Raw genomic sequence first — 19482 nt, 5'->3', positions numbered from 1 at the left:
AGAGAGGCGAATCTCGCCTCTCTTTTCATTATCACTGTCGATCATTCCATCACGGCTCAATGGTGAGGGTCATCTCATTGGAGAAATGGCTTTCCCGATTTTCATATTGGTCAGTCGCCAAGACCCTTATCTTATAAACGCCTGTCTGTCTGGCTGTCCCATAAATAATTCCGATATTTGCGAAATTGGAATAGGGCAACGAACTTGACAACCCAGCTGGCAGCAGCGCTTTGCCATCCATGACCCCGTTTACTTCCAAATTGTACAAATACCAGCCAGTTCGCGGGTCGCCGCTTCTAACGGTAATTTCACTCCGCACATCGACGGCTTGGTCCAGTTTGAATGTCATGCTTTCTGGCAACTTGACTTGGAAGGCAGGCTGGGCAGCTCTTTGCTCAACAGACGCAAGCACTTCACTCGAATAATAACGTGTATTTGTGCTAAGATCGGTCACAACAAACCTGAATTTGAAAGGTCCCTCTTCCGTTGGCGTTCCTACAATTGATCCATCGATAGCGTTAAAATTCAGACCAGCAGGTAATGAGCCGCCGTCGACCTCGATATCAAACATGTAGAAGTATTTCCCTCCTTCGACTTGAGGTCTAACCGCATCAGCCCATGTCACTGTCTCGCCAACGTAATAGGTGATAGAAGAGGGCACCACGATTTCCAATGGCGTTTCAATTTTGATCTCGACCGTTCTAGATGCCGTTTTGCCACCAGCATCGGTTACCGTCAGCGTTACCGATTTTGAAAAGGATTCAGTTGGAGTGCCTGAAATCTGGCCAGCAGCAGCATCAAGACTCAATCCGTCAGGCAAAGGTTTACCGTCAGGAGCAGTGAGTTCAAAGGAGTACGGATATACCCCACCGGAGACGCTTAGATGCCCATAAACAAGCGGTTGCCCTCGCACTCCCTCTATCGAAGTAGTGTAAATGGCTGGAAGATTATAAGTGTACAACCACTCATATGGATTGGTTCGCGTTCGAGGGAACAGAGCGCTATCCGTGGCTTCCAGCTCGATTCCAAAACCGCGTACTTGCTGCGGCGTTCCTGAGACAACCACCTTCGAATCGTTCACTACCTGTATCGTCATTCCGTCTGGAGGATTCCCTAAGAGTCGGTAGGTCAATCGGACAGGTTCAACTCCGCCCGTGGTCTTAAAACTCCATGTATGAGCCTCACCGATATAGGAAATCTTATTGGTGCTATCGTCATCGATCACAATGCTCAACGGCTCGACTACAACTATGGGCATTATGACTGAAGCCGTGCGGCCATTACTGTCGGTCACCTGGATCGTCACATCCTGTAACTCTGTCGGCGTGTTGATTGCTCCTGCTGCCCCAGATAGCACACCACTGGCTGATAGCGTCAGGCCGTTCGGAAGAGTTCCACCAACTACAGCGAACGTATACGGTGCGACACCTCCCGACGCTGAGAGCGTGTTGCTGTAGTTGGTGTATGCGCTCACCTGCTGTGGGAGCACAGAGAGATGGACAGGGGCAACGACCTGCATGGAATAGGGACCAAAGACTTTACTCGCTCCCTTCGAGTTCGTGACCCTAAATTTGATGTTTGAGTAGGTTCCAGCCGTTGTGGCTATCCCAACAATGCTCGAACCCTGCAGACTCAAACCAGGCGGCAACGCCCCGCTATCACTTTCGAGGGCAATTGAATCCCCGCTTTTGATGAGTCCGCTTAGAGAAACGCTGTCATCGACATAATAGGCAGACGGGGAGAAATTCAACGTGATGTCTTCAGTGATCTCACTAACCTTTGTCATCCCGCTTGTCATTCGAAACATGTAGACAGGCTCGGCATGTGCGGCCGTCGTGGACAAAACCATCATTGATGCAATAATTTTCGAATAGAAATTCCTATTCATTGTCCGGGTCCCATCTCGATTTTCAGAAATATTGCGCCACCAGTGAAAATTTCAAGTTTGGGAACTCGCCGGAACGCCTTATTCATGAAAATAATGTCGACAAATCTATATTTTTAAGATAAATAGCCACCCAAGGAGAACGACATGGAACATCGCGTTATCGCTGGAAAAATTACGAATATCGGGGATCGCACCAGAAAATCTGGAAAAACCCATATCGACCACCTGGTCATTGTCGAGGAAGACGGCACGTCCTTGGCTTACAGCAACGTCGTTTGCGACCACGAGATTGCCAAGCTTCTGTCTGTCGGAGATCAGGTGAATATCGGCATTGCCGTCATTCGAAAGAGGTTCGGCGGCGCTGTATGCGTTATTACCGCCCTCAAGAATGGGCAGTTCGTTCACCGCAATACGGAACTCTCCGCCACGCCTGCAATCATGATCATGCTCGCGGGCCTCCTGATCGGAATCATGAGCCGTGGGTGGTTACTTCCTGTAGTGATCCTGCTCGGCTTCTATCTCTATTTCACATACCAGCGCGAGAAGGACATCAATGACCTCTCGCAGACCACTTACGACGCGCTCCTGAAGCTTCCGTAAGTCAGCACCACATCGAAAGGAATATCCAATGAAGAAGCAATTTCTTGAAGGCCGCATTGAGAGTCTTGGCGAACGCAAGCCGATCATGGGCAAAGACGTTCGTTTCAAGCATATCGCTATTAGGGATGCGTCCGGCGCGACGACTGCAGTCTCTAACGTAATCGTAGAACCGATGCTAGCAGACACCCTGTGGGTCGGAGAAGAGGTGAAACTCGCACTTGCAACCCATCGGCGGCTCTCTGGCGGCAAGGTCAACTATCTCGTGGCTGTTGGGCGTCCTTTGGGTGTCGAAGTCGCTCAGGACTGGCCAGTGCTCACATATGCCGTTCTGGCAATCCTGAGCATTCTTGTGGCCTTCTTTGTTGGCTCTTTCGGCTTCTACATGATCGCGGGGTTCCCAGCAGCCTTTGCGCTCCTCTTTGTGTATGCTGGCGTAAACTTCAAGCTCCAGAACCTTTTCAGCCAAGAAGCTTACGAGGATTTTCTGACGCGGACCTAACGGCTGGCAGGTGCGCCAGCTTATCACATCTTAAACGGCTCCAAGTTCTGACGGATTTGGGGCCGTTTGCGTAGTGTTATACACAAATCGCGAATTAGGAACTATGCGATGCCTAAAAACAGTGTCGGCACTCAATTTGTCTCATGCGCTCGCTCATATTATCTTATTTTAACAAAGAAATTATGTGAGATTTCAATGCCTGACGCCGAACTCGAAATGGTGATTAATAACCTCAGCAACGGTGATCGCAAAGCGGCTATCGATGCTTATAAATCCCAAATGCGCGCCCATTTCCGTAACAAGCTTGAGCGAGACAATGATAATGAAAAGGCGATCCTGAAACATTGGGGATACGCCTACAATTATGCATTCGATATTTTGCACACCAGATGGCCAGCTTTTGAACAGGTCATGCGGGAAGCCGAACCTCGCGTTGATTCACTGAGAGCGCGATCTGCTTACAACTATGCGAAGTCAATTGCGGGCGAGCGGATGCCAGAAGTCGAAAAACACATCGTCACCGATGCTCTAGCAGCCGTCGATTACGCAAAGAACGTTCTCGGCCGCGCCTGGAACTCAGACGACGAATACGGCGATATCGCCAACGAGACAATTTCACGGCATCCGACTGCGCTTTATACCTATGAAACGGAAGTCCCGCGTGGACGCGGCATAGGCATGTGAGAATGCGCGCAAGGTTGGCGTTTCGTGTTACTAGGGCCGCCGATGAAATTCACTCGACTTCTGATCATTGTGGCGGTGGCTTACGTCCTCACATGCGCGGCCTTGTTTTTCTTTCAGCGTACCTTGCTGTTTCCAGGCGCGAGCAACGAAGTCATCAGTTACGATGCCGAAGCCCCATGGGGACAATGGGTCTCCATCGATACGGCTGACGGGGAGCGCCTGGCAGCTCTCTATGAGCCGCCTGCACAGGGCAAGCCCGTTATCCTGCTATTCCATGGGAATGCCGACCGGATCAGCGGCTATTTCTTTCTGGCAGGGCTGGCCAAGGAGCAAGGTTACGGCCTCTTAGCTCCAGCCTTTCGAGGATACCCAGGATCGACAGGCAAGCCATCGGAGGATGGCATTCTGGAAGACGGCCGCAGCACATGGCATTGGCTACGGAGACAGTTACCAGACGCCCCTATAGCCATTGTTGGCTGGTCCCTTGGCTCCGGCGTCGCTGTAAACACTGCTGCCGAACACGATCCCGCCGCTGTCGTGCTTCTATCCAGCTATGACTCCATTGCATCCGTCGCGACCGACAAGTTTCCATTGCTTCCTGTGCATTGGCTGATCCGCGATCCGCTCCATTCCGACCAGCGCATCCGCAAAATCAGAGCGCCGAAGCTGTTCCTGCATGGCGAGTTCGATCCGACCATTTCGATGGCTCGCGGCAAGGCCCTGTTCGACCTCGCTACAGAGCCTAAGAAATTCATCGAGCTTAAGGGCGAAGGGCACGATATCTGGACACACGAGGCCTTGGAGAAACTGTTCGACTTCCTCAATGACAGCTTGCGCCGAACAGAGAACGATGAATAATAGATCTTAGGCCTAGCCTACGAGGTCTCCTTTGAGGCCGCATGAACGCTCCTTAGGGGCGTTTTTTGTTGCTATACATCAGCAACCTTCAATACGTCAGCTGTACCTACCTTAATCGACACTCAGGCCAAAGATGTCAAATCAGAGAGCAATACCACTCACCACTAGCCCGCTGTTTCAGGTGGACAAACCGTTCATAAGGACAACTGTACTCTATTTTGTAAGTTGTATACGGAACACTTACGGTTCGAGTTTTCGTGCAAGACTCTTGCCGGACGTCATTGTGTGCAGGGACGATTCGGCAGGTTTTTTCGAAATCGTCAAACGATTCCATTGACTTTGCGCCATCGCCACAATTCTCTGTATGGGCAGGGACAAAAACAACAACTGGGCAAGTATCGGTATATTGTTGAATTTCGTCGCGATATTCCGTTATTGGAATACGCGTTTCCACCGCAGGTTCCGTCTTGAGATAGGCGGAAGCCGCCATTGAGGACTGAGTGGTCAACAACAGGCCAGCAAAAACCAAAAATGACTGCCGCATAATTTTCCCCTTAGACAGAGCAATATTTTATTCCAAATTACGGAATTCATGACGATTAATCAAATATGGCAGTTTCAGGGGGAGAGAGTCTAATCGACGCTGGCCCAAATTCGTAATTAAAATCAATGGATTTTACTACATCGAAATAATCCACGTAAACGACGTGCGAATCATAATTCGCCGACGCCAAGCCACATTTATCTTGATTATTGAAATTATATCCGGTAGAAGCCTGACAACTTAAGGAGAAATCACATGACTGATCGTTTGATGCCGCAGCGCGTCGATCTTGGTCGACATTCCAATTCGGTTATGAGCCTTATTTTGTCGCGAAAGAAAGAAGTCGAAGAAGGGCATATCGTCAACCATCACGGTTATCGCGAGATGCTTGGTTTTTTCCTTCCCAAATGGCAACGCGGCCTTGTCTGGACCGAAAAGCAGAAAATCTCGCTTCTCGAATCCGCATGGAAGGGCGTGAATATCGGGACTTACACGTATAATACCGCCGACATCGGTCACCCGCTCGACAACTTATTGATCGACGGCCAGCAGCGCATGAGCGCTCTCGATGCTTATTTCAAAGATGAGTTCCCTGTGTTCGGCTACAAGTGGTCGGAAATTACAGCAGCTGATCGCCGTGAATTCATGTACTCGATTCATTTCGCAAGCTACGAAACGCGATCCGAAGACGAATCCTATCTGCGGGATTACTACAACCTCATGAATTTCGGAGGTACGCAGCACCAAGATAGCGAAAGGGCCTGATGGCCCTTTTTCTTTTTCTGCTATGCCAAGGTGTTCCGCGATCTGCAGGCTGTTTGCCAAGCGGTAGTCGATCTTAGACGACATAGGAAAACCCCTCATAGACGAAGGCTGACCGCACCTTCTCACAGTCGGCTTCGCTCACGCCTGCGGCGCGGAAAGTCGGATTCCAGGTCTGTTCGATCTGCGTCTTCATATCGTCGATGAGGGTTTCCGCTTGTCCAACCTCGATGCCGAAATGGCCGCACTGGGAAATCAGATTGTTCCTGTTCGCCCACCGACCATGAAATCCAACGGTCATCGCCAGGTCGCGCTTAGAGGCCGAATGTGATGGTGTCGGTGTCAGGTCATAAGCGGGAGAAAGCTGCCAGCCCTCGCGGCCAGCAATGAAGGCATGGTTGCGGGGATGATCGTCCAGGTTCGAAACCAGCGAAGAGAAGCACATACGGCGGAATAGCTCTAGAAGCTGGACCTCTACATTCACGACAGAAATCTGGCGTAACTTATTGGCAAGGCTTAGGTAAGACCAGCGCTCATCGTGGAACTCGTCGCATTCCAAAACCGTATAACCGGAGATCAGGCGTGTGCGCGTATAGCCGCCCTCGACGGCGTGACGGTCGAAGCGACGAACGAACAGAACGTCGTCTTCACCAAAGCATCGGACGTCGGTTTCAGCTACGTTGAGGCCGCACTGGCGAGCAAGCGTCATCGTGGCGTGTTCGACGCGGGCGTTGCTCCAGTGATCGCGATCCCGCTTCGGAAACTTCGTCAGCCAGAGAGCGCCATCGGCTTCGACTGTCGCCTTCGGCCGCATTCCACCAAGCGCGGTCTTCGACTTCACAAACCGCTGACACTCGGCTTCGCTGTCCTGCGAGCCGTCTTCATATGGCCCGCCAGGATAGAAGTCGTTTGCCAGCTGGATAAGTTCGGGCACATCGTCGAGCTGATTGAAGACGGGTTGACCAGTGGGCGGTATCTCCTCCAGACCAAAACTGAGCGCACCTGCATGGTCATCAGGGGCATTGAGCAGAAAATCGATCTCCGCTCTATCCCAATCGTGACCGCCGAGCACCTTGTCGATGATGCAGCGTCCCCAAGCATCGGGTCCGGCATCACGCAGTGCACTGAAAATACCTGTCTGCCTCTCGGTTTCGATTACGCCTGACGCGAGGCCAAGTTCGACAGGTGCGATCTCGACCGCGTCAGGGCGAGCCAGATAAGCAGGATCGTATTCAAACGTGCCTTTGCAAGCGGCGTAATCGTCTCGCTCTTTGAACTGAAAGCGACCAGCCAACACAGGCGAAATCTGATCGGGCAGAGTGATGTGAACGAAGGCTGATTTTGTGCTCATGGGTATCTGGAACAGGGCTACGCCTCAATGAGGCAAGTCGTCGTCATCGACCAGTTCAAGGTCATCGACATTCCAGTAGCGGCAACCATGGAGGTCGCGATCCATATAAACACCGCCATGGACCTTTGGCTCCAATGAAGCTCGCACGACAGCGGTGCCATTGTCTTTGCGCCCCTCAGGACATGCATGAACGACACCAGGCTTGAGCTTAACAGTTTGACCGACTTGAATCACAGGAACCTCCTAAAATTTATTCGCACAAAATGACATGAAAAATCGTGAATTTCAACTATTTTCTTGTGATCTTCCAGTTTCGTTAATGCCTGAATTGATTAGCCGTGTCCTTAAGATTAATGCACTGCAATCCAGACATTAATGCGTTATTTTCTGTGAGCGTTTCGACAATGGTCCCGCGTTTATTTGTGAAATTCGACGATTCGAAATACAAAGTTACATAGTGAAAATCCGAGACGTCAAAATTATGAAAGACCTCTACCACGGCACGCTGATCCGCCACCATGACACAATCGCTACAGAAGGCATTCAGCCCCGCATCGGTGACTTCACAAAGAATGCCTATGGCTCCAATGCAGAAGGTTTGCTGCCAGCTGTGTTCATGGCTGATGACGAGGGGCTGGAGCGCGTTGTCCATGCCATGGTTGCGGCGATCATGGACGAGGTAACTGAAGAAGACTTTGAGGAATGGGACATCGGCCCCGACCAGCACATCAACGACGCCCTGTTCTGCAAATACGGCGTCGTCTATGTAGTCAAGGCTTCCGACGACTTTGCACAGGCTGGAAACCCGAGGGAAGGCACCGTGGAGCCGCTACAGGCCGAGGACGGCGATTGGTACTCACTGACCGCCGTGAAGCCCATCAGAAGCCTCACGGGCGACGAGCTGAGGGCATTCCTGGAGGAAAGAGGCATGCTGCCATCCGACATCAACGACTTCGTCGATGAGGATCGCCAGAATGCGGTGCCGCCATTACGCTGACATATCGAATGGTCGTTACGATCTCCTCAGCCAACTGGGTTTGGAGCCTCGTCCTGTCGCTCATCCATTGCATTGCGAGCATAGGCATCGATTTTCTCGCGCATGCTTGCGCTGACACGTGCTAACTGGCCAGCAATTTTAGCCAGCTCATTGCATTCATCTTTGAAGTCGGCCTCATAAACAGCGTTTGAGATCGCACTAATTTCGTGCGCGCGGCTCATTAGAATGTTAGTTGTCATGGAAAGGATCATTAGAACTGTTCTCCTTTGCGATACGATTGAAGCTACACGTCTACGGTAGCTTCTGCATCGGCCAACGGACCCGCAATGCAGGCCCATTTCCCTTCGTGCTTCGTTACGGTTCTGCCGTCACTGGGTTGCGTGACATTGCGTTCAAACTTCCATCGGCAACTCGTCCGTCTCGCCACGTGCGTAGGCCAGCACATTGTCGATGTATTGAACATCGAAATCGTCAGGCTTCATAAAGCGACGCGCATAGGACAGCGCCTTGTAGAGGGCTGGTGATGCCTTGAACAGGTGAGCCGTCGCCAAGGCTTCTTCCTCGGAGACGTTCTGCTCCGCAACTTCGAGGCCTTCTTGATGATATACAGCGCCAACGGCCTGGCCTTCGCAACGGATCATCCGTTCATAGAATTTAGGGCTACCAGGCAGACCACCTGGAACCATGGTGGAACATTGGTCGACAACCAGTTCTTTGTCATTCTTCACGGTATTTGTCATGAAATCCCTCGCTTTAGTTGAGGGTTGATTTATTTAATTAGCCATTAAATGTCAACATAATTCAGAAGTTTGAATTCGAATAAATATAACGAACAAAGCCTCCCGAATGAGAGGCTTTGAATTCGTACTAAGAGGCTCTTTTTGCCGCCTAAAAATCAGACTTCAGCCTGAGTTCTGGTTTTTATCAACTCAAGCAACTCCCTCGCACCTTCACCTTGCTCGCTTTCCGGCCGGACAATGGCGTATTCGATGCCTTTGCCATCAAAAATCTTGACCACAGGGTTGTCGCCGAATTCCGTGACTAAAACGGCTTCCTGAATATCAACATAGCGAAGGCGTTGAACTTTAATTCCCTGAGTTCCGACATGGTCTATTGCGACATAGATAGCATTCTCTGTGAAGGCAAAGGCAGATCGATACGAAGAATTATCGTAAATCCTTTCGATCCTAAATTCTTCATTCTCCTTTTTAGAAGCGCGCACAGCAAAATACACAAAGGTTGACAAAGCAGTCATCATAAATATGCCAAAGAAAAACAGATTGGCATCTTTATGAGCTATTGCGCTGACACCAAAAATCAGAACAACAGGTATCGCTAGAAGACGTAAGATACTGGCGAAATCATCTATGGGTTCTGTTTTGTGAGTTTTGACGAGTCCAGCGCTTTTCGCGTTCCACTCCTCAGAATATCGAGATGGTGAAGGCAGGAACACCTTGTCAGCTGTCAGTCCATCAGATGCCATTCGTTTTTCAAGAGGTAGTGTGACGGATGCCTTGTTTCCCGAAATCATCGCTTCAATGAGTTCCAGTTCGCGGGTCGTCGCTCCCTTGAACGAAGTTTCGTCGACATTCACCGTGTCAGTCTTGAAGTGTTCACGAGCCACAGGATTTCCTAGGGTTTAAGGTCACGAAATTGGTTTGAAGTAAAAAATAATTTGAATTTCTAAGCCTGTCCACATTATTTGCCTAGACCCGGACAATTATTTTCGTGGTTTCATGCTTATCATTGATATTAAGATGGACTTAAATCTGTTGGAGTTCTTAATATGATGCTACGTAGACCTGAATTAATGACCGATCACGAGCGCGAGCATTTTGAACTAGGAAACAGGAAAGCAGATCCTTTCAAACACGAACCTCAACTATGGCAGGCACAGTGGGAGGGCGATGATATCGAAGCCGCTCTTAAAGGCATCAAGTGGCATGAGGGGTTCATCCGCAAAGGTTATGGTGCTGCCGAAGACGGCCAGTGCTACGTCGCCTGGGTCAATTACTGCCCTCTGATCGTGGTTGCGAAGCCGGAAGTTTGGGGCGAGGAAACTTCGTATCGCTTCATCGTGGGCGGTCACCAGTCTGGATCATCCAAGACGCTGGCTGGCGCAATCCAGAGTGCGGTCATTGCGGCCGTCCTAAGCGAGAAGATTGACAGCGACAGTGAATACGTAGTCGGCCCCAACAGAGGCCAGAACCGCTTTTTCACGGACCACCAGGTCGATTTCACCCTGAAGCCGAGGAAGTCCAAGGACTTCATGACCCCCGAGTTCATGACACCGTCAGCAGCCCCACAAGAGCCAGAACACGACGGCGCTCCTGCTGGCCCGAGAATGTGAGACCAAACCATGACGCAAATCGCATTGGAAAGCCTAGAGACGCTCCACATTGCCATCGCCGAAGAGATTGCCGCTCTAGGCAAGAGCGAGCGCGTTAACGAGCTTCTGGCCTTCAGTTTCGGCCGCGTGCTGACAAACGCCTACAAGCGGGGGAAGCTGACGGAAGAGGACTTCGATGTCGCCTGCATCCACCTAGATCACATTGCCGACTGGGTTCATGCCGCAGTGGTGAATAACGCGGATTGGCTTCAGAAGACCGATGAACACGGACGACCTAAGAAGCTGCTCAAATTCGCCGACTATGGACAGATCGTAGACGAAGCCAACAAGGAGATGGAGAAATTCGCGCAGAAGAGCAAGGATGTCGTTCTCAACGAAGGGGATGAAGCACTGGTAGCGATGTTGGAAGACGGATATTACGTTGTCCGCTTGCTAAAGCCCTCCGCTCTGGACCGTGAAAGTGCCTACATGCAGCACTGCATAGGGCAGGGCGCTTATGACGACAAGCTTGGAGACAACGAGCACGAATATTATTCTCTTCGCGACCAGGCTGGAAAGCCTCACATAACAATGGAAGTCAGCAAGAAAAGTGGTGGAAACCACGTTTTGCTTCAGTTCCAAGGAAAACAAAACAAACCGCCTCTCGATAAATATGTGAAGGCTGTTCTGCCATTCATGATGTCGGATCACATGAAAATTCATGAAGCCACGAATTCTTTGCCATATGTCGTCGACAATGCAGGCAATTGGCATCACATTCTTGCTCTTCCAGATCGCCTGGAAATAGACATTCTGCGTATCAACATCACCAAGAATGAGGCTGACAATTATCATGAAGCCGTCATCAAGATGCCAAAGCACCTCGTGGGAACTAAGCTGCTAAACCTTCGGGGCATGAATGTGCAGCTACCAGAGACATATCCAGATGAGATGGATTTCGTAATATGGAGCTGTTCTCTCGTCGAAGCCCCGAAAGAGATAATCACCAAGGGTCAGGTCACCATGTGTGACCTCTTTAGCGACGGCAAAATCGAAAAAATTGAAGCCAGGAACATCAATCTTTGGGAGAGATGTTTTTATGCATTCCCAAATGAAATGATAGCCACCAACAATGTGACCATTAAAACGGCTTTACCAGAAACACCGTCATCGATCCGTGCAAAAAGCGCAAACTTTGTTCTTCCAACTGTCGTTCGTGCAGATAAAGTTGTCCATGACATCATTATCGAAGAAGTTGCGAGCTTCAGGCAAAGCAAGCTCAAGACCTTGCCAAGAGGGATCAAAGCTGGCGCATTGGATTTGTATTGCACCAACATCACCAAAATTCCAGATGAGACAGAAGTCAGAGATTATATCGATCTTGTATTTTGTCCTATTGAAGAGATTTCAGATTCACTGCCAGACGATTTAAACATTCGGTATGTGGATGAAATTGGAGTGCCCTTGAGCAAATTCCGTGAGGTCCTTGCCAAGCAGCCACAGGACGAAGCCCAATTTCAAATGTGAGGACGATGATATGAGTGATGAATTCGAAATTGCTACTCAGAATTTGGAGACGCTTCGCCTGTCTATTGCCGAAGAGATCACGAAACTCGGCAAGAGCGAGCGCGTCAACGAGCTACTGGCATGCAGTTTCGGGCGCGTCATCGTCAATGAATTCAAGCGCGGAGAGCTGAGTGCTGACGACTACGGTGCCTATCTCGTGCTCCGCCTGGAACACATCGCAGACTGGATCGAGGCGGCCGTTGCCAATGACGAACCTTGGCTGAAGAACGTCGATGAACTCGGCAGACCCAAGAAGCTGCTCAAGTTCGCGAATGCCATGCAGATCGTAAGAGAAGCCAACAGGGATATGATGCTTTTCGCCCAGAAGAGCCGCAATGTCGTCCTCTCGCAGGATGACGAAGAGCTGGTGAAGCAGTTCGATAATGGCTATTCCCTCGTACGCTTGCTGACGCCCAGAGCATTGGATCGCGAAAGCGGACAGATGCAGCACTGCATCGGGCAGGGTGCTTACGATCAGCATCTTGAAGGCGGGGAATACGAATATCTCTCTTTGCGCGATCCGGCCGGAAAGCCTCACGTCACCATGGAGATTGGCGTAAACAGGCGGACTGGCGCACGCGATCTCAAGCAGTTTCAGGGCAAGCAGAACCAGCCGCCGATTTCCAAGTATCAGGATATCCTGATCCCTTATCTGCGCGAGGCAAAGGTCACTATCAGGGATGCGTCCCCCAGCTTGCCTTACGTCACAGACGATCATGGCACCTGGCACAGCGTATACGACCTCCCTGAGGAGCTTGAAATCAAATCGCTCAGGTTCATCGATTACGCAGTCTACGAGGAAGGCGCAGAGCCTGACGGCACGAAGCCAATCAGGCTTCCAAAGCGCTTGATTGGCACACACTCGCTGAGCATAAACGGGGCCTGCTTGTCCGGCGAGATTGAAAGCCATCCTGACGATATGAATATTTCGTTGAATAACGTCCATTTCACAGAGAGACAAACCTTCCTGAAGACGACTGGAGATATCCATTTCACTTCAACGACGTTTGTTACACCCCCTGAACTCATCGAAGCCAAAAACTTCATTGTTCACGCGACGATGCCGGAAAGCTGGCCAAAAATGATCGTCGCCTCAGCCTTGTTGGATTCATATGGCGGCAGCCTTCCGAATTTCCCCATGAACGTCCGATGCGGACACTTCAAAGCCAACTTGGGCTTCGAACCCAATGATCAGGTTCACGATATTGAGGTATCGGGATCGCTTGTCATCATCACAACTCCAGACTTTCAAGCCGCCCCCAGAGGCGTCAAAACCAATAACCTCGTCATCTATGCGAAAAACGAGCCAAACCTGGAACACGTGATGCCTGATTTTCCAGAAGTGTCTGGCATCATCGATGTGAAAGGCTTTGATGGATGTGCGTTTCCAGAGAATCTTCCCGATAGCACACGAATAATTTTCGGTGGAGAAATCACGCTTGGCGAATATCGGAATAATCAGCAAAGAATGCAGCAGTTGCCATTCAATTAAGCTGAAATAAGCGCCAAATTCGTCTGGCGATATACGCTCGTATCTGAAGGCCAAATGATAAAGAGGCGTATGTCAGAACGAATCATGGATTTTCATTGAAATTTTGCGAAATTCGTTTAATTACGTAATCGCGAAAGGGCATTAATTCACGATGAAGCTGTCTAAACAGGATCAAGAACTTTGGGAAATTATCGAGACCTCCATCAAAGCAGCTGAACGCGGTGACGTCGTTCATCAGCTATTGATGCTCTCGCTTGGCCGCGTCTGGTTCAAGCACATGAAGAGCGCGCCTCAGTTCCTCGATGTTCCTGGAACAGAACAGATGATGGCCTTCCATGCACAACTGGGACACATCGCTGACTGGATCGACGCCGCCGTCATGAATGATGAGCCATGGCTGAAGAATGTCGATACGCAGGGCAGACCAAAGAAACTGATGAAGTTCAGCACTCTCGACCAGATCGTCAAGGAGGCCGACAAAGCTATGCTCAAGGCCGCCCAAACGGGGCGTGGTCTCGACTTGACCGGAAGCTCCGAAAGCCTTGTCGCAGAGCTTGCAGAGGGCTTCTACCTCGTCGAGTTGCACACTCCTGAAGCGCTCGACCGCGAAAGCGCATTTATGCAGCACTGCATTGGGCAGGGTGCTTATGACAGACACTTAAAGGATGGGAAGCATCGTTATCTCTCCCTGCGTGATCCTGCAGGCAAAGCCCACGTCACTATTGAGCTGTTCCGATCTCCTGCGCAGGTGTCGAACAAAGAAGAACTGAGTTCCCTCGTTTCAGAAGAAGCGGCACCAGATGGACATTATTGGACCATTAAACAGTATCAGGGGAAACAAAATCGGGCACCGATTACAAAATATACCGACATTCTTGTTCCCTATCTAAAGGATTGCAAATTCGGAATCTCAGACCAAGCTAATGGTTTAAATTACATCGTGGACAGGAACCTGAACTGGCACCCTGTTAGCAATCTGCCTGATACGCTAGATATCGCAGCATTCATTTTCTCCGGTTCCAATTATTATCGCGACAATGACCGCCACCGCGAAAAATTACGACTGCCCAAGACCCTTTTGAACACGTCACATATGTGTCTAACTCATGCTATTTTTGAGCACTTCCCTGCGCACAGTCTACATAATCTTCTATTGAGTTCATGCATTATCGATAGCTTCGATTCTAAGGCGCTCATCGGCGAAAACCTCAAAGTCAGTCTTATAAACTGCAAACTAAAGGCGCTTCCAGAAGTTATCGATTGCTTGACTGCAGCACTTGATTTGAGGCATGTCGAGCAATGGCCTCACACAATTAAAACAAAAGGCCGCGCCATTATTCGAGACTTAGATCAGGTGTCTACCCCAATTAAGGTTAACTCAGAACACATTGAGATTTTTTTAACTACAAACCAAAATATTGATGTAGAGCATAATCTTGTTTCTGACGGGTTGGGCGTACATCTGAGCAAAGATGCAGACATATTGCCACGAGGTATCAATGTACAAAAATTGACAGTAGGTCCTGGAAATTCAAAGAATGTCTTTATTCCTGATGGAACGAAGGTTTCTTTGAAAATTCATATCGAAGGTCTCAGTCAGATCGACCACATTCACTTCCCATCCAGCATTCCAGATCGCGTCTTGCTCACTGATGGTTACACGATGAACATGCATGTCGGCGAATATAGGCGCATGCGAAGGCAAGCTGCCGCATAGAAGTCAATTGCAAGCGAAGCATGAGAGCCTTTGGCGTGTCGATTGCAGGCTCCGGAGATAATCTGGGGACTGACAAATATTGAGACCGGATGCATGAACGATATCGAGTGGACTCGGCTAATCGAGCAGGAGATTTATCAGTACCTCTATGACGAGAACGGAGACATTGATGCGGCCCTCGAACGATTTATGACGATAAGCCTGGGCAGGGTGCTTTCTAAAAATTCGGCCTCTGATGATCGTCGCAGACCTGCTGACACTGAGATTTACCACATATCCGACTGGCTTATAGCAGCTGTCCGCAATAACGAGCCATGGCTTCAGAACGTTGATGAACAGGGAAGGCCGAAGAAACTCATGAAGTTCTCGACGGTCGGACAGATTGTCGCCGAAGCTGACAAAGCCATGCTTAAGGCGGCACAGAAAAACAGGGAAATCGTCTTAAACGAAAATGACGAACGGCTTTATCAGAAGCTGGATGACGGCTATTCGATTGTTGAACTGCTTTCTCCGGAAGCCCTGGATCGCGAAAGCGCGTACATGCAGCATTGCATCGGGCAGGGCGCTTATGACCACAAAGTTGGTTCTCAGCATTTCAAATATCTTTCACTCCGCGACCACACAAACAAGCCGCATGCCACTATGGAACTCATGGCGGGCGAGAATGGCAAATGGGAGTTAATACAGCTTCAAGGCAAACAGAACAAGTCGCCTCTGCCTAGCTATGTGAAGGCTTTGACCCCATTTCTGAAGAATGCCGATCTTCATGTCAGCGAACCAATTCAATCACATATTCCTTATATCATCGATGAAGACGGTATCTGGCATGACATTGGCGACCTTCCATCATCGTTGAAGTGCAAAGATTTCAGGCCACTACATTTCGACAATGATATGAGGACGATCAAAATGCCTGAACGACTTCATCTAGAAAGAAGCCTCGAACTCAATCACAAAAAACTATTAGGGTTTCCGTCATCTATTTTGATCGATGAATATCAGTCAAAAAAACCAAAAATTGAGCTTAAAGCTGTCGAAATTAGCGACTGCCCTGAGAACGTCGAAATTGGAGGTTCTATCCGATGCGTCAGAATGACGTTCAATTCGGCACCCGAAAGTATTACGGTGGATGGGAATTGTGAAATTGGTTTTACCCCAGAGTCGAAACTCCCGAATTCAATTGCAGCAACTGGATACATTGTCATCGCCCACGCATTTTGCGATATCTTTGAAACCAGGCTGAATTCTGGAGGCGATATTTCGTTTTGGAATACAAAAATCAACAAGATAGAGCACGGGATGGAGGTAGATGGACGCTTGTCGTTTTACAAGGTTCCCATCCGAGAGCTGCCTGACGGCATTGTCGCCAAGGAGCTTCAGCTTATATACACCAACGTCACTTCGCTGCCTGAAGGCATCAAGGTTTCAGAGAAGCTTATTCTCGACAATCAGGTTTTCTTTGAGCACTTCCCCGATTCCATTGATGACGATGTGATAATTGAATGGAAGGATTCCCATAAAGGACCAGTCCTGGAAGATGAGAACGGACCTGCCACGGTCGGTGAATGGCGGGCAATGCGTCAGCAGATGAGCATGTAGGTGTCCACTAGTGTGGTGGACGGAGCGCGCACCGCCGCGTGTTCCTTGCAGACGAAACACAACCACGATGCATTTTTATGTTTGGTGTACCGCCTCCAGCAACAGCAAAAAGACGCGCAACCTACGATAACAGCCGCTGCCGAAAATATTAGTGCCGACGCTGAAAATATGCGAAACCTACATAGCGGTCATAAAAGGGGAAACATCTCGTGAAATTAAAAATCAAGATTGCAACGGTTGTTTTTCTAATTTCAATCTCACTATTGGTGGTGACGATGCAATTCGGGCCGCCTCGACAGGATAATAGTCTTGAAAGCAAAATTGAACATTTTAGAAAAACGTATAAAACAAAATACACGCGAGATGAATATCGGTTTGGGCGGAAAACTATTCACTACACCTGCGACGGCAATACAAAGCGGCTTATTAAGCAACGAGAAAAACACGAAAGACTTTATGGCTTGGAATGCAAAGGTGAATATATAAATGAACTAAAAGCCTTTAACAGACCTAGAAAGAAGATCCCATTTCCTGAGTCCGAATTTAATGAACCTAGTTACGGAGTATCCGCTCTAGAAGAGGAAATTGTTGGCGAGCTAAACAGCAACAAGCCAGTGAATGAGACAATTGTATTAAATAGGATACTGGCAGGTATAGATTTTCATTTCGCGGCGTATTATGAGCGGCAAAACGAAAGCGGGAGTTCTGAAACTTACAAATTCATCAGAGAATCTCTGAGGGTAAAAGCAACGACTATAAGAACGGCTGAAGCTGAATCGAAGCTATTCCTCGGTCCTTACACGGAGCATATATTCGTACGAATTGAGCACGGGCCAGACGCATCAATTGTGTCTGTTGACTACTCTGATAATGAAACATTCATTCGATAGCACCAACTGAGTCGAGGTGTTTAGCTTTTCGCCGGAGAACAGTATCTCGGCGTGATTGTCGCATGTGGATTGCTACACATACCGATAGACTGGATAGAAATATCGGTATGGAATTCAAATGTCGCAGGAACTGGACGCCTTCAAATCGCAGCTCGCCGCATTATTCAGGAAGACGGACAACAACCCGGAAGTCAGTCGCCTGCTGATGCTCAGCGTCGGCCGCGTTTGGTATAATGACATCAAAGCCAGTCCCGAACGCATGCCCTCTGTAAATTTGACATCCACAAACAACTTGGATGTCACGATCCTGCACTCGACCCCGCACATTTCAGGCTATCTGCGCAATATCCCTCATATCGCTGACTGGCTTCGCGCTGCCGTAGTCAATAACGCCCCTTGGCTTTCAAATGTGGATGACCGGGGCCGCCCCAAGAAGCTGATGAAATTTGGATCTCTCGACCAGATTATAGCCGAAGCCGATAAAGCCATGCTGAAGGCTGCTCAGAAGGGCCGGGACATCCAGCTGGACGAGAGCCAGGAGAAGCTCATAAGGCCCCTCAGCGACGGCTATACGCTCGTAGAACTGCTATCGCCGGAAGCCCTCGACCGCGAGAGCGCTTACATGCAGCACTGCATAGGAAATGGCGGTTACGATTTCAAACTCGGTGAAGACTATTTCAGATACATCTCCCTGCGCGATAGCAGCAACAAGCCTCATGCAACGATGGAGTTGGAACGCGATGAGAACGGCGAATGGGAAATCACTCAGTTCCAAGGGAAACAAAACCAATCGCCAGTTCAAAAATATTGCGACGTCCTGGTCCCATATTTCAAGGAAGAGAACTTTAGGCTGAGCAGGAGCGTGAAGAAGCGCCTGCCATATATGATCGACACAGACGGCAATTGGCATGGCCGGGAGACATTGCCTCGCACCCTGATTTGTGACGAGTTCACGACATCGAGCGATGAATACGTTAATGTCAGAAAAGAGGAAATTGAAAGCATCATAAACATGCCAGACCACCTCACAGTGCTAAAGAAATTTGGCATCAGCTTCAAAAAGCTCACAAATTTCCCATCGGTTATTGAAATGAACTCGAAAGCGGCCGGAGGTAAAGATGCCAGCCTATGGGGATGCGATTTCCGCAAATTCCCAAAAGAAGTCAAAATCGTAGGCAATCTGAAAATCATTCATGGGATATTCAATGCAGTGCCTGAAAGCATCACTGCTACAGGCGACATCGATATATCATTAATCTCGGCCACGGATTTTCCGAAATCGCTGAAGGCAGAAGGTTCGATTAATTTAAATCGTCTACCGTTCAAGGAACTCAACTGCGGCATCTCGGCAGGAAACAGCCTGTCGATTTATGACTCTGACGTGGAGAAGCTTCCTGAGAACCTCATGGTAGTCGAGCTATCCCTAAAGAAGACAAAGATCACCTCTCTGCCCGACAGCATTCAGGTGCAAAAGGCGATAACTCTCGACAACCTTGATTTCGAGCATTTCCCGGACAGCATCGACGATGAGGTCGCCTTGATATGGGTGGACACGGAGGCATTCGTCGAAAAATCGGTAGACGGTCCAGCTACAGTAGGTGAATGGCGAGCTATGAAGCAGGCAATGACGATGTGACCGGATCAAATAAATAGAAATATTTCGCCGACGAAAAAACAATGTAAAACAGTTAGATAGTGTTTGGGGA

Annotated in this window: 19 protein-coding genes; 13 read left to right on the top strand and 6 right to left on the bottom strand. The window is 49.3% G+C overall.

All coding sequences use genetic code 11. The features are described from left to right. Nucleotides 1-49: 49 nt before the first annotated feature. A complete protein-coding gene (locus tag QU595_RS10915; RefSeq protein WP_315921765.1) occupies nucleotides 50-1888 on the bottom strand; it encodes a putative Ig domain-containing protein in 1839 nt (612 codons plus the stop codon). A 144-nt stretch (nucleotides 1889-2032) separates the two neighbouring features. Between QU595_RS10915 and QU595_RS10910 the strand changes: the two genes are divergently transcribed. The 4 genes from QU595_RS10910 (at nucleotide 2033) to QU595_RS10895 (ending at nucleotide 4529) form a co-directional block, all read left to right on the top strand. Further along, a complete protein-coding gene (locus tag QU595_RS10910) occupies nucleotides 2033-2488 on the top strand; it encodes a hypothetical protein (protein WP_315921763.1) in 456 nt (151 codons plus the stop codon). A gap of 28 nt (nucleotides 2489-2516) precedes the next feature. Then, nucleotides 2517-2987: a hypothetical protein gene (locus tag QU595_RS10905; protein WP_315921762.1), complete on the top strand. Its 471-nt coding sequence runs from the start codon at nucleotides 2517-2519 to the stop codon at nucleotides 2985-2987. A gap of 195 nt (nucleotides 2988-3182) precedes the next feature. After that, nucleotides 3183-3671, top strand: coding sequence for a hypothetical protein (locus QU595_RS10900; RefSeq protein WP_315921760.1), 489 nt, complete (start codon nucleotides 3183-3185; stop codon nucleotides 3669-3671). A gap of 42 nt (nucleotides 3672-3713) precedes the next feature. Continuing rightward, the gene (locus QU595_RS10895) at nucleotides 3714-4529 is read left to right on the top strand and encodes an alpha/beta hydrolase (RefSeq protein ID WP_315921757.1); all 816 of its coding nucleotides are present in this window, start codon (nucleotides 3714-3716) and stop codon (nucleotides 4527-4529) included. A 136-nt stretch (nucleotides 4530-4665) separates the two neighbouring features. Here QU595_RS10895 and QU595_RS10890 read toward each other — a convergent pair whose 3' ends face one another. Continuing rightward, on the bottom strand, nucleotides 4666-5073 hold the full coding sequence (locus tag QU595_RS10890) for a hypothetical protein (RefSeq protein WP_315921755.1): 408 nt from the start codon (nucleotides 5071-5073) through the stop codon (nucleotides 4666-4668). Nucleotides 5074-5328: 255 nt separating this feature from the next. Between QU595_RS10890 and QU595_RS10885 the strand changes: the two genes are divergently transcribed. Beyond that, nucleotides 5329-5838 carry a DUF262 domain-containing protein gene (locus QU595_RS10885; RefSeq protein ID WP_315921753.1) on the top strand — a complete coding sequence of 170 codons (510 nt, stop codon included), beginning with the start codon at nucleotides 5329-5331 and terminating at the stop codon, nucleotides 5836-5838. Between the two features lie 73 nt (nucleotides 5839-5911). Here QU595_RS10885 and QU595_RS10880 read toward each other — a convergent pair whose 3' ends face one another. Beyond that, complete coding sequence (locus QU595_RS10880) at nucleotides 5912-7186, bottom strand: HipA domain-containing protein (protein WP_315921751.1); 1275 nt, start codon at nucleotides 7184-7186, stop codon at nucleotides 5912-5914. Between the two features lie 481 nt (nucleotides 7187-7667). Here QU595_RS10880 and QU595_RS10875 point away from each other — a divergent pair, with 481 nt between their 5' ends. Next, nucleotides 7668-8183, top strand: a complete 516-nt coding sequence (locus tag QU595_RS10875) for a hypothetical protein (protein ID WP_315921749.1) — start codon at nucleotides 7668-7670, stop codon at nucleotides 8181-8183. A 26-nt stretch (nucleotides 8184-8209) separates the two neighbouring features. On the opposite strand, the gene QU595_RS10870 is transcribed toward QU595_RS10875, so the two are convergent. From QU595_RS10870 to QU595_RS10860, 3 genes are all read right to left on the bottom strand, one after another. Continuing rightward, nucleotides 8210-8434, bottom strand: a complete 225-nt coding sequence (locus QU595_RS10870; protein ID WP_315921747.1) for a hypothetical protein — start codon at nucleotides 8432-8434, stop codon at nucleotides 8210-8212. A gap of 141 nt (nucleotides 8435-8575) precedes the next feature. Then, nucleotides 8576-8923: a hypothetical protein gene (locus QU595_RS10865; RefSeq protein ID WP_315921745.1), complete on the bottom strand. Its 348-nt coding sequence runs from the start codon at nucleotides 8921-8923 to the stop codon at nucleotides 8576-8578. 155 nt (nucleotides 8924-9078) lie between these two features. Continuing rightward, the gene (locus tag QU595_RS10860) at nucleotides 9079-9807 is read right to left on the bottom strand and encodes a hypothetical protein (RefSeq protein ID WP_315921743.1); all 729 of its coding nucleotides are present in this window, start codon (nucleotides 9805-9807) and stop codon (nucleotides 9079-9081) included. Between the two features lie 162 nt (nucleotides 9808-9969). Here QU595_RS10860 and QU595_RS10855 point away from each other — a divergent pair, with 162 nt between their 5' ends. From QU595_RS10855 to QU595_RS10825, 7 genes are all read left to right on the top strand, one after another. Next, the gene (locus QU595_RS10855; RefSeq protein WP_315921741.1) at nucleotides 9970-10533 is read left to right on the top strand and encodes a hypothetical protein; all 564 of its coding nucleotides are present in this window, start codon (nucleotides 9970-9972) and stop codon (nucleotides 10531-10533) included. A gap of 9 nt (nucleotides 10534-10542) precedes the next feature. Next, complete coding sequence (locus tag QU595_RS10850) at nucleotides 10543-12039, top strand: PcfJ domain-containing protein (RefSeq protein WP_315921739.1); 1497 nt, start codon at nucleotides 10543-10545, stop codon at nucleotides 12037-12039. A gap of 10 nt (nucleotides 12040-12049) precedes the next feature. After that, a complete protein-coding gene (locus tag QU595_RS10845; RefSeq protein ID WP_315921737.1) occupies nucleotides 12050-13570 on the top strand; it encodes a hypothetical protein in 1521 nt (506 codons plus the stop codon). Nucleotides 13571-13721: 151 nt separating this feature from the next. After that, on the top strand, nucleotides 13722-15287 hold the full coding sequence (locus QU595_RS10840) for a hypothetical protein (protein WP_315921735.1): 1566 nt from the start codon (nucleotides 13722-13724) through the stop codon (nucleotides 15285-15287). A 93-nt stretch (nucleotides 15288-15380) separates the two neighbouring features. Next, nucleotides 15381-16886: a PcfJ domain-containing protein gene (locus QU595_RS10835; protein ID WP_315921733.1), complete on the top strand. Its 1506-nt coding sequence runs from the start codon at nucleotides 15381-15383 to the stop codon at nucleotides 16884-16886. A gap of 209 nt (nucleotides 16887-17095) precedes the next feature. Further along, entirely contained in the window at nucleotides 17096-17776 is a 681-nt protein-coding gene (locus tag QU595_RS10830) for a hypothetical protein (RefSeq protein WP_315921731.1), read from the top strand. Nucleotides 17777-17894: 118 nt separating this feature from the next. Then, complete coding sequence (locus QU595_RS10825) at nucleotides 17895-19412, top strand: PcfJ domain-containing protein (protein WP_315921729.1); 1518 nt, start codon at nucleotides 17895-17897, stop codon at nucleotides 19410-19412. Nucleotides 19413-19482 lie beyond the last annotated feature (70 nt).

The organism is Mesorhizobium sp. SP-1A (assembly GCF_032460275.1).
Taxonomy (GTDB): Bacteria; Pseudomonadota; Alphaproteobacteria; order Rhizobiales; family Rhizobiaceae; genus Mesorhizobium.
Note: the sequence above shows the minus strand (reverse complement) of the source record. Positions and strands in the feature narration are given on the sequence as shown.